This is a genomic window from Rhodococcus sp. MEB064, assembly GCF_000834565.1.
GTDB lineage: Bacteria > Actinomycetota > Actinomycetes > Mycobacteriales > Mycobacteriaceae > Rhodococcoides.
In genome coordinates, this window is the sequence record NZ_JXQS01000008.1 from 101,750 (window position 1) to 113,630 (window position 11,881).

The 11,881-nt window shown below is 68.4% G+C and carries 13 protein-coding genes; 8 read left to right on the forward strand and 5 right to left on the reverse strand.

The window, feature by feature from the left end:
- The first annotated feature begins 121 nt into the window (after positions 1-121).
- A complete protein-coding gene (gene upp / locus RU01_RS03755; RefSeq protein WP_042573366.1) occupies positions 122-745 on the forward strand; it encodes a uracil phosphoribosyltransferase in 624 nt (207 codons plus the stop codon).
- Here upp and RU01_RS03760 read toward each other — a convergent pair.
- Positions 742-2,346, reverse strand: coding sequence for a phospho-sugar mutase (locus tag RU01_RS03760; protein ID WP_042573163.1), 1,605 nt, complete (start codon positions 2,344-2,346; stop codon positions 742-744). The two genes, upp and RU01_RS03760, sit on opposite strands and share 4 nt — an antisense overlap.
- Positions 2,343-3,188, reverse strand: a complete 846-nt coding sequence (locus tag RU01_RS03765) for a purine-nucleoside phosphorylase (protein WP_042573164.1) — start codon at positions 3,186-3,188, stop codon at positions 2,343-2,345. The genes RU01_RS03760 and RU01_RS03765 overlap by 4 nt, the downstream gene beginning before the upstream one ends.
- Positions 3,189-3,243: 55 nt before the next feature.
- Between RU01_RS03765 and RU01_RS03770 the strand changes: the two genes are divergently transcribed.
- Complete coding sequence (locus RU01_RS03770; protein ID WP_042573165.1) at positions 3,244-3,762, forward strand: phenolic acid decarboxylase; 519 nt, start codon at positions 3,244-3,246, stop codon at positions 3,760-3,762.
- 7 nt (positions 3,763-3,769) lie between these two features.
- Here RU01_RS03770 and RU01_RS23060 read toward each other — a convergent pair whose 3' ends face one another.
- Positions 3,770-3,922, reverse strand: a complete 153-nt coding sequence (locus RU01_RS23060; protein WP_042573166.1) for a hypothetical protein — start codon at positions 3,920-3,922, stop codon at positions 3,770-3,772.
- A gap of 87 nt (positions 3,923-4,009) precedes the next feature.
- Here RU01_RS23060 and RU01_RS03780 point away from each other — a divergent pair, with 87 nt between their 5' ends.
- Genes RU01_RS03780 through RU01_RS03790 form a run of 3 tightly spaced genes read left to right on the forward strand, consistent with a single transcriptional unit; the run spans position 4,010 to position 7,060 of the window.
- Positions 4,010-4,711 (forward strand): enoyl-CoA hydratase/isomerase family protein, encoded by a 702-nt coding sequence (locus RU01_RS03780; protein ID WP_042573167.1) that lies wholly within the window; start codon positions 4,010-4,012, stop codon positions 4,709-4,711.
- A 13-nt stretch (positions 4,712-4,724) separates the two neighbouring features.
- Entirely contained in the window at positions 4,725-5,897 is a 1,173-nt protein-coding gene (locus tag RU01_RS03785; protein WP_042573367.1) for a M20 family metallopeptidase, read from the forward strand.
- Positions 5,894-7,060, forward strand: a complete 1,167-nt coding sequence (locus tag RU01_RS03790; RefSeq protein WP_042573168.1) for a M20 family metallopeptidase — start codon at positions 5,894-5,896, stop codon at positions 7,058-7,060. The genes RU01_RS03785 and RU01_RS03790 overlap by 4 nt, the downstream gene beginning before the upstream one ends.
- A 10-nt stretch (positions 7,061-7,070) precedes the next feature.
- On the opposite strand, the gene RU01_RS03795 is transcribed toward RU01_RS03790, so the two are convergent.
- Positions 7,071-7,538, reverse strand: a complete 468-nt coding sequence (locus RU01_RS03795) for a gamma-glutamylcyclotransferase (protein ID WP_042573169.1) — start codon at positions 7,536-7,538, stop codon at positions 7,071-7,073.
- A 164-nt stretch (positions 7,539-7,702) separates the two neighbouring features.
- On the opposite strand from RU01_RS03795, the gene RU01_RS03800 reads away from it, so the two are divergent.
- The 3 genes from RU01_RS03800 (at position 7,703) to RU01_RS03810 (ending at position 11,486) form a co-directional block, all read left to right on the forward strand.
- Positions 7,703-9,106 (forward strand): NAD(P)H-quinone dehydrogenase, encoded by a 1,404-nt coding sequence (locus tag RU01_RS03800; RefSeq protein WP_042573170.1) that lies wholly within the window; start codon positions 7,703-7,705, stop codon positions 9,104-9,106.
- Positions 9,107-9,277: 171 nt separating this feature from the next.
- The gene (locus RU01_RS03805) at positions 9,278-10,471 is read left to right on the forward strand and encodes an aminotransferase-like domain-containing protein (RefSeq protein WP_042573171.1); all 1,194 of its coding nucleotides are present in this window, start codon (positions 9,278-9,280) and stop codon (positions 10,469-10,471) included.
- A gap of 46 nt (positions 10,472-10,517) precedes the next feature.
- The gene (locus RU01_RS03810; protein WP_042573172.1) at positions 10,518-11,486 is read left to right on the forward strand and encodes a GGDEF domain-containing protein; all 969 of its coding nucleotides are present in this window, start codon (positions 10,518-10,520) and stop codon (positions 11,484-11,486) included.
- 7 nt (positions 11,487-11,493) lie between these two features.
- Here RU01_RS03810 and RU01_RS03815 read toward each other — a convergent pair whose 3' ends face one another.
- The gene (locus tag RU01_RS03815) at positions 11,494-11,709 is read right to left on the reverse strand and encodes a DUF2945 domain-containing protein (protein ID WP_042573173.1); all 216 of its coding nucleotides are present in this window, start codon (positions 11,707-11,709) and stop codon (positions 11,494-11,496) included.
- Positions 11,710-11,881: the final 172 nt, after the last annotated feature.

Sequence of the window (11,881 nt, forward strand, 5' to 3'; positions counted from 1 at the left end):
GCGAACATCCTTGTTCTCGCGGGGTTGGACGCCCTGGCGGTCCCGACGGTTCCCCGGCTCGTCAGCACGACCAGCCGGTGCGGTGGCGACTAGTGTGTTGCCGGTGAACACCACGCCCGACATGGACATGCGCGTACTCGACCATCCCCTCGCGTCCGCGCTGCTGACTCAGATGCGCGACCAGGCAACGGACAACCCGGCCTTTCGCTCCGCCTTGCGCCAGCTCACCCAGATGCTCGTGTACGAAGCGCTACGGGATGCTCCTGTGGTCGAATTCGAGGTGACGACGCCTGTCGCGGTCACCACGGGAACGCGTCTGGCGAAGCCCCCGCTGCTCGTCCCCGTACTGCGAGCCGGACTCGGCATGGTGGAGAAGGCGAGCTCGCTGATCCCGCAGTCACGGATGGGATTCGTCGGAATCGCCCGTGACGAGAAGACCCATCAGCCGGTGCCGTACATGGAATCGCTGCCCGACGACCTGGCCGGATACCCGGTGTACGTACTGGATCCGATGCTGGCCACCGGCGGATCGATGGTGCATACCATCGAGCTTCTCGTTCAGCGCGGTGCCGACGACGTCACGTGTATCTGCGTCGTCGCGGCTCCCGAGGGCGTGCAGGCCCTCGCGTCGTCCGGGCTGCCCGTGCGACTGGTGGCGGCGAGCATCGACGACGGACTCGATGCGAACGCGTACATCGTTCCCGGCCTCGGCGATGCCGGCGATCGTCAGTTCGGACCTCGCTAGAGGCTGTCGGCGAAGGTGACCAGGGCTGCGAGGCTCGCGCGTGCACGCGCACGCGCCGCCTCGAGTCCGTCGTTTCCATGAACGGGCTCGACCACTTCCAGGTACGCCTTGAGCTTCGGTTCGGTGCCCGACGGCCGGACGACGACTCTGCAGCTGTCGGTGGTCAGTTCGACTGCGTCCGTGCGGAGTTCGGCCTCGGGAGAGTCGAGATCACGCACCGTCACCTCGGATCCGGCCAACGTCTCGGGCGGTGATGCACGCAGCTTCGCCATCATGTCGGCGATCTCGGACAGGTCGGTCACCCGCCGCGACACCTGGGTTCCGACGCGCGCGCCGAACTCACGGTCGAGGTCGTCGAGCACGTCGAGCACGGTGCGACCCTGCTCCGCGAGCTCGGCCACCACGTGGGCCAGGAGAACGGCGGCGGAGATCCCGTCCTTGTCGCGCACCGCATCCGGATCGACGCAGTGGCCGATGGCTTCCTCGTACGCGTAGATCAGACCCTCGCCGGCGCGGACGAGCCATTTGAAACCGGTCAGCGTGCGTCGATACCGCGCGCCGCGAGCGGGTGCGAGTGCGGACAGCAACGTGGACGACACGAGCGTGCTGGCCACGAGGGAGTTCGGAGTCGCGGTGCGCAGGATGTGGTCGGCGAGAACGGCTCCCGTTTCGTCACCGGTGAGCATGCGCCATCCATCAGCGCCGGATACCCCGACGGCGCATCTGTCCGCATCGGGGTCGAGCGCGATCGCGAGGGAGGCGCCCACCCGGTCCGCGAGCGCCAGCAACTCGTCCGTAGCTCCCGGTTCCTCCGGATTGGGAAAGGCGACCGTCGGGAAGTCCGGGTCGGGGTCGAACTGCGACTGCACGGTGTGTACGTCGGTGAACCCGCTACGGCGCAGCGCGTCGACGGCGACGGTTCCACCGACGCCGTGCATGGGAGTCATTGCGATGCGCACCCCGCCGTGGGACGGTCGAGCGGGAACACGGTCGGTGACCCGATCCAGGTATGCGGCCACGATCGGGTCGGAGGTGGGCTCGACCGCGGTGCGCGGAACGTGGGCGGCGCCGGGTGCTGCCCCGATGAGGTCCTCGATCTCGCGATCCGCGGGGGAGACGAGTTGGGCGCCGCCGTCGAGGTAGACCTTGTAGCCGTTGTCGGCCGCGGGATTGTGCGAGGCCGTGATCTGTACTCCTGCGATTGCACGCCGGGACCGTGTCGCGAACGCCAGAACGGGAGTGGGTGCGGGGTCGGGAAGCAGGGTGACGCGAAAGCCCGCTGCGGCCAACACTTCTGCTGCTGCGCGGGCGAAGGCGGCGGACCCGTGCCGCGCGTCGCGGCCGACCACCACCTCGGATCCGCGCGCGTGATGCCGTGCGAGATAGGCGGCCAGGCCGGCCGTCGCGCGTGTCACCACGGCCACGTTCATCCCACTGGGGCCGGCCTGCACAGGGCCGCGGAGCCCGGCTGTTCCGAACGTGAGCGTGCCGGCGAACCGGGCGGCCGACTCGGTCGCGTCGAGTGCCGCGAGTTCTGCGCGGGTCACCGGGTCCGGGTCGTCGGCGATCCACGCTTCGACTGCTGCCCGGACGTCGCTCACAGGCGCGTCACGAGTTGCCGGAGAAGGGTTCCCATCCGTTCGGCGGACGCTGCGCCCGCGGCGATGACCTCGGCACCGTCGAGATGATCGCCCGTCATTCCCGCCGCGAGGTTGGTCACCAGGGAGATACCCAGTACGCGCGCTCCGGCGCCACGGGCTGCGATCGTCTCGTGCACGGTGGACATGCCGACAAGGTCTGCGCCCATGGTGCGCAGCATGCGGATCTCGGCGGGGGTCTCGTAGTGAGGACCGGGCAGTCCCGCGTAGACGCCGTCGGTCAGCGACGGGTCGATCTCACGCGCCACATCGCGGAGGTCGGCCGAGTAGGCGTCGACGAGGTCGACGAACTGCGCGCCGACCAACGGTGACCGCGCGGTCAGGTTGAGGTGGTCCGAGATCAGCACCGGGTCTCCGACCGCCATTCCTTCACGGATACCCCCGGCCGCGTTGGTCAGCACGATGGTGCGTGCGCCCGCGGCGGCCGCGGTGCGCACGGGATGGACGACGCGACCGAGGTGATGGCCTTCGTAGGCGTGGGTGCGTCCCAGCAGGATCAGGACCCTGGTGCCCTCGACGTCCACCGACCACATCGCACTGGAGTGGCCCAGGGCTTTCGGGGCAGCGAAACCCGGCAGCGACGACATCGGAACGATGTGTTCGGGCGTCCCGAATTGCTCGGCTGCCTTCTGCCATCCCGAACCGAGCACTACCGCGACGGGATGCTCGGCGACGCCTGTGATGTCGGCGAGCGCCGCGGCGGCCGCTTCGGCGGCTCCGGTCGGATCGGTCTCCGGGTCGACGGGGACGTTCGTAGACGAGGCCTGTGTGGGGGGAGTACTCACGAACTCGACCCTATCGCCGACGGGGGGTGCCCGCTGCGGCAGGCAGAATCGGGAGATGACCGAGACCGCGAGCCCCGCACCGGACCAGGATCTGACCGGACTGGTGGGCCATCACTTCATCTACACCTACGCCAACGGGTGGCAGTACGAGATGTACGTGAAGAACGACGCCACCATCGACTACCGGATCCACAGCGGGATGGTGGGAGGTCGCTGGGTCAAGGACCAGCAGGTGGACGTCGTGCGGCTCACCGACGACGTCTACAAGATCTCGTGGGTCGAGCCCACCGGCACCTGCGTCGTGGTGGACGTGATGCCCGGGCTCCGGCGGGTCCACGGCACGATCTTCTTCCCCGCGTGGGTGGAGGAGGACGGCTCGAAGACGGTGCTGTTCCAGAACGACCATCTGCCGCTGATGACGACTTACCGCGACGAGGGTCCGACGTACCCGATCCATGTGGTGCCCGAGTTCGCGCAGATCACGTTTCTCGAGAACGTCGGAGTCGACGACGACACGGTCGTCGCAGTGGCGCCCGGTGATCTCCCGGACGGATACGCGACGCGTCGGAACTGACGAGGGTTCAGGTGTGGGCGCGGTAGAGACGCCAGAACCACACCGTTGCCCCCGACGCCAGGACGGCGCCGGATCCGAAGGCGCCGACGAACAGCAGCATCGCCGACAGGGCAGCCAGCAGCACGATGACCACGAGTTGGACAATTGCCGCGAACTGCATGACTGCACAGTGCCCCTGGCCGGGCGGTGGCGCAAGGTGGACGGCCGCCGACGTCACCGGCGTGTTACCGGCTAGTACCATCCGCTCATGCCTTCACTCGATCGCGACGGAAACGTCTTCGTTCTCAGCCTGGCCCACGCGGACGGAGTGAATCCGGAGAACCGTTTCCACCCCGATTGGATCGAGCACGTCCACGAGCTTCTCGACGAGGCGGATGCAACGGAGGGCCCTGCAGCCCTGGTCACCGTGGGTGGCGGCAAGTTCTACTCGAACGGTCTGGACGTCGATTACCTCTTCTCCCACGCGGACGCGATCCCCGAGTACCTCGATCTGGTGCACACCGTCTACACCCGGTTGCTGCGGTACCCGATGGCTACCGTCGCCGCGGTGCAGGGCCATGCGTTCGGCGCCGGCGCGATGCTCGCGCTGTGCCACGACACCTCGGTGATGCGCGAGGACCGCGGCTTCTTCTGCCTGCCCGAGGTGAACCTGGGCATGCCGTTCACCCACGGCATGTCGACGCTGCTTCTCGAGCGACTCCCGAATCAGACCGCGCTCGAGGCCATGACGACCGGACGCCGCTACGGAGGTCCCGACGCTGTGGCAGCGGGAATCGTCCAGACGGTCGCCGGAGAGGACCACGTGATCGAGACTGCCGTACGGCAGGCCGCCGAGCGCGTCGCGACGCGCGGACCCAATCTGACGTCGATCAAGGACAGCGTCCACGTGTCCACGTTGGCGGCGCTGTCCGTCCCCACCGCTGAGAGCGGCTTCGCCTTGGGTCAGTGACAGACTGGTGACCGTGCACCCGACCATCGACGCCGTCATCGACACGGCGCGTACCGACCTGATCGGGTTGTCGCATGCCATTCATGCCCGTCCCGAGGTGGCGTTCGAGGAGCACTTCGCTGCCGCGGCCACTTCCGAGCTGCTGGTGAGCGCCGGATTCGAGGTGCGGCGCGGAGTCGCCGAACTGTCGACCGCGTTCGACGCGTCGTTCGGGTCGGGCGACCTGGTGGTCGCCGTCTGCGCCGAGTACGACGCGCTGCCGGAGATCGGACATGCCTGCGGGCACAACATCATTGCGGCGTCCGCGGTGGGCGCCGGTCTCGCACTGGCGTCCGTCGCGGACGAGCTGGGCCTGACCGTGCGGGTACTGGGCACGCCGGCGGAGGAATCCGGTGGCGGCAAGGTGCTCATGCTCGACGCCGGCGTCTTCGACGACGTGTCCCTCGCGCTCATGGTGCATCCGGGTCCGTTCGACATCGCAGCCGCGCGGTCACTCGCCCTGTCCGACATCGCCGTCCGCTACACCGGGCGGGAAGCTCACGCGTCCGCGGCGCCGGAGTGGGGGATCAACGCCGGTGACGCGGTGACCGTCGCACAGGTGGGTGTCGGACTGCTGCGTCAGCATCTGCGGCCCGGCCAGCAGATCCACGGCATCGTCGGGCACGCGGGTATCGCTCCGAACATCGTTCCCGGATCGTCCGAGATGTTCTACTACCTGCGAGCGGACACTGCCGAAGCCCTGGACGACCTCGACCGTCGGGCTCGCGGGTGCTTCGAAGCCGGTGCGACGGCGACAGGGTGTACCCACGAGATCGTGACGGTGTCGCCGACCTACACCGAACTCACGCCCGACGCGTGGCTGGTCGACCGATACCGCAGTGTCGCACCGGCTCTGGGGCGGACGCTGGTCCCGCCCGAGTTCGAGACATCGCGACCGTTCGGCAGCACCGACATGGGCAACGTCACGGCGGTCGTTCCCGGTATCCACCCCGTCATAGGGTTGGACTCGGGTGGAGCCGTCACCCACCAGCCCGCATTCGCGGCGGCATGTGTCACCGACTCCGCCGATCTCGCCGTGACCGACGGTGCCCGCGCTCTCGCGCAGGTCGTCGTCGCGGCCGCCACCGATCCGCATCACCGCGCTCGATTCGTCGAGGGCGCCCACGAGAGGACCGCACGACGATGAACCCGGCCGACGACTGGATCGCTGCACACGGGGCGGATCTCGTGACGTGGCGTCGTCGGATCCACCGACATCCCGAGCTCGCGCGTCAGGAGTTCGAGACCACGAAGATGGTCGCCGAGATCCTGACGGCGGCGGGTCTGTCGCCCGTCGTGCTGCCCAGCGGCAGCGGCGTGATCTGCGACATCGGTCCGAGTGGGCCGAGAGTGGCCCTCCGCGCCGACATGGACGCATTGCCGCTGACCGAGTTCACGGGCGCCGAGTACTCGTCCGAGGTCCCCGGTGTCTCACATGCCTGCGGTCACGACGCGCACACGACGATCCTCCTCGCGACCGGCCTGGCGCTGGCCTCGCTGCCGAACCTTCCGCACGGAGTACGTCTGATCTTCCAGCCGGCCGAGGAAGTCATGCCGGGTGGGGCGTTGGACATGGTGGCGGCGGGAGCGCTGACGAGCGTGTCGCAGATCTACGCGCTGCACTGCGACCCACGCCTCGAGGTGGGCAAGATCGGCATCCGCGTCGGTGCCATCACGTCCGCGGCCGACACTGTCGAACTGCGCCTCGACTCGGCCGGCGGACACACCTCACGTCCGCACCTGACATCGGACCTGGTCTACGCACTCGGCTCGGTCATCACGGGTCTGCCGGGGCTGCTCAGCCGTCGGGTCGATCCGCGGACCAGCACCGTCATGGTGTGGGGCGCTGTCGTCGCGGGGCAGGCGCCCAACGCGATCCCGCAGAAGGGCATGCTGACCGGCACCGTCCGCACAGGGGATCACCAGACCTGGGCGCTGCTCGAGCCACTGGTGCAGGAGATCGTGGCAGGGGTGCTCGCACCCACCGGAGTCACGTTCGAGGTGCACTACCGGCGAGGCGTGCCCCCCGTCGTGAACGACGAGCACGCGACGCGCCGTTTCGAGGCAGCCATCCGCTCACTCGGCCCGGACGCGTTGGCCGACACCGCGCAGTCCGGCGGCGGTGAGGACTTCTCGTGGTACCTCGAGAACGTTCCGGGTGCCATGGCTCGGCTGGGTGTGTGGTCCGGCGTCGGGCCGCAACTTGACATCCATCAGCCCACGTTCGATCTGGACGAGCGTGCGCTCGCCGTCGGCGTCCGGGCGATGACGGCGCTCGCCCTGGGCCTGGGCGACGATCAGGTGCTCTGACCGTCAGCTCTCAGGACGGGGAGGTGCCGGGACCCACGTTGCGGCTGTTCCTCGTGCGGAGGTCACGGACGTAGTCCGCGGGAGCTCCGGCGATCTCCGCCGCTTCGGCCATCACACCCAGGTAGCGGGCGGACGGAAGTCCACCCTCGTACGCGTCGAGGACGTACAGCCACGCCAGGACGGGCTCGTCGTCGGTGTCGACGCGCAGACGGATCTTGCGGTGGATGCCGAGCTCGGAACCCTCCCACCGGTCGAGGCTTTCCTCGTCCTCGGGGGAGACGTCGTACAGGACGACGAAGACTTTCGAATCGGGGTCTTCGACGACCGTCGCCAGCGCGCCTTCCCACCCGATGTCGCCGCCACCGAACGTCAGACGCCATCCCGGCAGCCACCCCGTCCCGGACGCAGGCGAGTGGGGGCACCGCTCGAGCATCTGCTCGGGGTGCATGTTGGAACCGTAAGCGGCGTAGATCGGCACGGCGGTCAGCCTAAACCGTCATGTCCGTGTCCCGCGGATCGAGGTCGTCCGCGCTCCGGCGTCGGGCTGAGGTGCGAGCGCGAGCCTCGGTGGAATAGGTTTGAGGAGTGTGAGCAACCCTCACGCCCGCTAGGACTCTCCCGCAAACCCGTTACGGAGGATGAATGACCCGCATCGTGATCATCGGCGGTGGACCGGCCGGGTACGAGGCTGCACTGGTCGCTGCTCAGCACGGTGGGACGGTGACTCTCATCGATTCCGACGGTGTGGGCGGCGCCTGCGTGCTGTGGGACTGCGTCCCGTCGAAGACCTTCATCGCGTCCACCGGCATCCGAACCGACATGCGGCGTGCATCCGATCTCGGCATCGAGCTGGATCCGGCATCCGCCACCGTCGATCTCCCGCAGATCCACAACCGTGTGAAATCCCTTGCGCAGGCCCAATCCTCCGACATCCGGGCTCGTCTGCAGACCGTGGGTGTGACGGTGTTGGCCGGCTCCGCCAAAGTGGTGGACACCCAGCCGGGCCTCGCTGCCCACCAGGTCGAGGCGACTCTCGCCGACGGTACGACGCAGCAGCTCGACGCCGAGGTGGTGCTGATCGCGACCGGTGCCAGCCCCCGGATCCTTCCCGGAGCAGAGCCCGACGGCGAGCGCATCCTCACGTGGCGTCATCTGTACGACCTCGATTCGCTCCCCACTCACCTGATCGTCGTGGGTTCCGGTGTCACCGGCGCCGAGTTCGTCTCGGCGTACACGGAGATGGGCGTCAAGGTCACCGTGGTGTCCAGCCGCGACCGCGTGCTGCCCGGCGAGGACGCCGATGCCGCGCTGGTTCTCGAGGACGTCCTGTCCGAACGCGGTGTGACGCTGATCAAGAACGCGCGCGCCGACTCCGTCACGCGCACGGACGACGGCATCGTCGTCACGATGTCCGACGGGGAGACCGTCGAAGGTTCCCACGCTCTGATGACCGTCGGCTCGGTGCCCAACACCGCGAATCTCGGGCTCGAGAGTGTCGGCATCGAACTCGACCGTGGTGGCTACCTACGGGTGGACCGGGTGTCGCGCACCCGTGTCACCGGTATCTACGCCGCCGGTGACTGCACGGGGCTGCTGCCTCTCGCGTCCGTCGCGGCGATGCAGGGCCGTATCGCGATGTACCACGCTCTCGGTGAGGGCGTCAGCCCCATCAAGCTCAAGACGGTCGCGTCGGCGGTGTTCACCCGTCCGGAGATCGCCACGGTCGGTGTGGGGCAGTCCGCCATCGACAACGGCGACGTGCCGGCACGGACGGTGATGCTGCCGCTCAACACCAACCCCAGGGCCAAGATGTCCGGGCTCCGTCGCGGCTTCGTCAAGATCTTCTGCCGACCGGCCACCGGCGTCGTCATCGGCGGCGTCGTCGTCGCGCCGACCGCGTCGGAGCTGATCCTGCCGATTGCCATCGCAGTGCAGAACAACCTCACGGTCAACGACCTCGCCGCGACGTTCTCCGTCTATCCGTCGCTGACCGGGTCGATCACCGAGGCCGCTCGCCAGCTCATGCGCCACGACGATCTGGACTGACGCACCGGGAGTTGTCTCGAGGGATGAGACGAGGGTGTCACAGAGTGGGCACTCGGCCTAGCATGGGTCCAGCGCCTCACCATGGGCGCCGTTCCCGTCCGAGCCACTCTGTACACAGACACCCTGTGAGCGCGCCGCGACGCCTGGTTTCCACGGTGTTCGGAGTTCGTCATGTCCATCACGGTTCCCCCTGTCCCCTCGTTGTCCGTCCGCGCGTCGTCCGTCACCGGATCAGCGATCCGTGACCTGCTCACGCTGACCGCCCGGCCGGACATACTGTCCCTCGCCGGCGGTCTTCCATCGCCGGACGTCATGCCGCACAGCACCATTCGTGACGTCACGCATCGGATACTGAGCGGCTCCACCGCCGCCCTGCAGTACGCGGAGACCACGGGGGTGCGGCGGCTCCGCGACGTGATCGCCGCACGGGAGTCGGCGCTGGTCCACGGCGAGGTGTCGCCCGCCTCGGTGGTGGTGACCCACGGCTCCCAGCAGGCGCTCAGCCTGCTCGCGTCCGTGCTCGTCGATCCCGGCGACGTGGTCGTGGTCGATCGACCGGTGTATCCCGGTGCGCTGCAAGCATTCCAGGCCGTCGGCGCCCGCATCGAGTCGGTTCCGGTCGACGCGGACGGCACCGACACCGACGCCCTCGAGCGACTGCTGGTGTCGGGCGTGCGTCCTCGTGTCGTGCACACCGTCAGCAACTTCCACAATCCTCGAGGGGGAGTGCTGTCGGTCGGGCGTCGCCGCGCTCTCGTCGACCTCGCGGAGCGATACGGCATCTGGGTCGTCGACGACGATCCCTACGGCGACGTGTGGTTCGACGCGCCTCCACCGAGCCCCGTCGTGTCCGATCGGGTGATCCGGTTGAGCTCCGCGTCCAAGATCCTGGCACCGTCCCTGCGCGTCGGGTGGCTCACCGCGCCCCGACCGGTGTGCGACGCCGTCGAGCGGATCAAGCAGAGCGCCGATCTGTGCGGCTCGTCGTTGACGCAGCTGATCGCGGCGGACCTGCTCGCGGACGAGACGTGGCTGCAACGGCACCTGGACGACGTCCGCGCTGTCTACTCGGCACGGGCGGAGGTGCTGGTCGGAGAATTGCGGAGCGAACTCGGTCCGGCGATCGAGGTCGATGCGGCCCGCGGCGGGATGTTCCTGTGGGTGCAGTTCGCCGACGGTACGGACACCTCGACATTGCTGCCGGCAGCGGTCGAGCGCGGGGTCGCGTACGTGCCCGGTCGCGCCTTCGACCCGGCCGGCGGGGACGAACTCGGAACTGCGTTGCGCGTCTGCTTCGCGACGTCGACCGAGGCCGAGCTGCAGGAGGCCGTGCGACGCCTGGCCGCGGCGCACGACGCGCGGTAGTCCTCTCCGGTTTTCCGACTTCCGCCGAACCTGGCATCGTGTCGGCATGCGGTCCGTCGACGGCGTCCAGCCACCGAGTGTTCGGCACGGAACCGCCCAACTCCGGACCCGCCTGCTTCGCCAATATCTGCTCGTCACGACATCGTTGTACGCGGTGGGCGTGACGGTCTCGCTCCTGCCGCACGGTGACCGGGTGACGTCACCGGTGGCGGGCGGAGTGGTGGCGGTCGTCGTCGGGGTGGCGGCGCTGCTCGTCCTGGCGGTCCGGCCTCGCGGACGCGTCGCGCTCGGTATGGCCGTGGGCGCCGCCATGATCGCGACGCCCGCTGTCATGGCCTTTCATGTGCTCACCGCATCGCAGTTCATGTGCCTGATCGCGGTGATGTTCCTGGCCATGTACATCCGCGCCTTCCACGACCGGACGGTCGCTCAGGTCCTGGTGATCGTGCTCGTGGTGGCGGTCTGTGGGGCCGCGGCCGCGTCCCCCGCCCAGCTCTATCCCATCAGCTACCTGGTTTTCGCAGTCGCCGTCGTCGGCGCGGCCGAGGCGTTCGGGAGTGTCACCAGGGCGTTGATCGACGCGTCCCACACCGACCCGCTCACCGGTGTGCGGAACCGGGCGGGCTGGGAGATGGCCGTCAGCGAGGTGACGACGTCGTCGATCACCGTCGTCGCGCTGGACGTCGACGGTTTCAAGGCCATCAACGACACGTCCGGCCATTCCGCCGGCGACCGGTTCTTGATCTCACTCGCCCGCTCGTGGTCCGATCTGGCACCCCCGGGCACGGTGATCGCGAGGCTGGGCGGCGACGAGTTCGCGGCTCTCGTGCACGGTGCATCGCCGACCGTGAGCCGTGCCTTCGCCGACGCGACCGCCGCTGCCTTCCCGCACGTCAGTGTCGGCTGCTCAGTGTCCGCGTTTCCTGGCGAGTCGGCGTCGGATGTCCTCGCACGCGCCGACGCCGACCTCTACCAGGTGAAGAGGAAGAAGGCCGGCGTCGACGACAAGGCGTGAGTGCGGGTCAGTCCTTCGGGTCCAGAGCGGAGGGCTTGTGCACCGCGTCCTTGCCGGACTTGTCGCTCTCCACTCGGTACTGCGGGTCGTCCTTCGACGCCTTGACCTTCCGCCCACCGGCTTCGGTCTCGGAGGTGATCTTCTCGACCACCTCGCCTTCGGTCTTGGTGCCGTGCGTCTTCCACTCGACCTTGTCGCCCTTGGTGAATTCGTCCTTCGACATGTGTCGTGTCCTTCCGTCGGGATGCGGGGCTCATACCCGGATAGTGCCGTCGGTACACCCGGCCTCCCCGATGGTGCAAGTTGCATGGTGCACAGTGCGGTATCGGCGTAGGGTCTCGAACCGATCGGTCTCCAGCCCATGTTCGTGGGACGGGGACTCGGCACGTCGAACG

What these genes read in the sequence shown, in the direction of transcription:
- upp (WP_042573366.1), top strand. Translation starts at nt 122, where the DNA reads ATGGACATGCGCGTACTCGACCATCCCCTCGCGTCCGCGCTGCTGACT.
- RU01_RS03770 (WP_042573165.1), top strand. Translation starts at nt 3,244, where the DNA reads ATGACCGAGACCGCGAGCCCCGCACCGGACCAGGATCTGACCGGACTG.
- RU01_RS23060 (WP_042573166.1), bottom strand. Translation starts at nt 3,922, where the DNA reads ATGCAGTTCGCGGCAATTGTCCAACTCGTGGTCATCGTGCTGCTGGCT.
- RU01_RS03780 (WP_042573167.1), top strand. Translation starts at nt 4,010, where the DNA reads ATGCCTTCACTCGATCGCGACGGAAACGTCTTCGTTCTCAGCCTGGCC.
- RU01_RS03790 (WP_042573168.1), top strand. Translation starts at nt 5,894, where the DNA reads ATGAACCCGGCCGACGACTGGATCGCTGCACACGGGGCGGATCTCGTG.
- RU01_RS03800 (WP_042573170.1), top strand. Translation starts at nt 7,703, where the DNA reads ATGACCCGCATCGTGATCATCGGCGGTGGACCGGCCGGGTACGAGGCT.
- RU01_RS03805 (WP_042573171.1), top strand. Translation starts at nt 9,278, where the DNA reads ATGTCCATCACGGTTCCCCCTGTCCCCTCGTTGTCCGTCCGCGCGTCG.
- RU01_RS03810 (WP_042573172.1), top strand. Translation starts at nt 10,518, where the DNA reads ATGCGGTCCGTCGACGGCGTCCAGCCACCGAGTGTTCGGCACGGAACC.
- RU01_RS03815 (WP_042573173.1), bottom strand. Translation starts at nt 11,709, where the DNA reads ATGTCGAAGGACGAATTCACCAAGGGCGACAAGGTCGAGTGGAAGACG.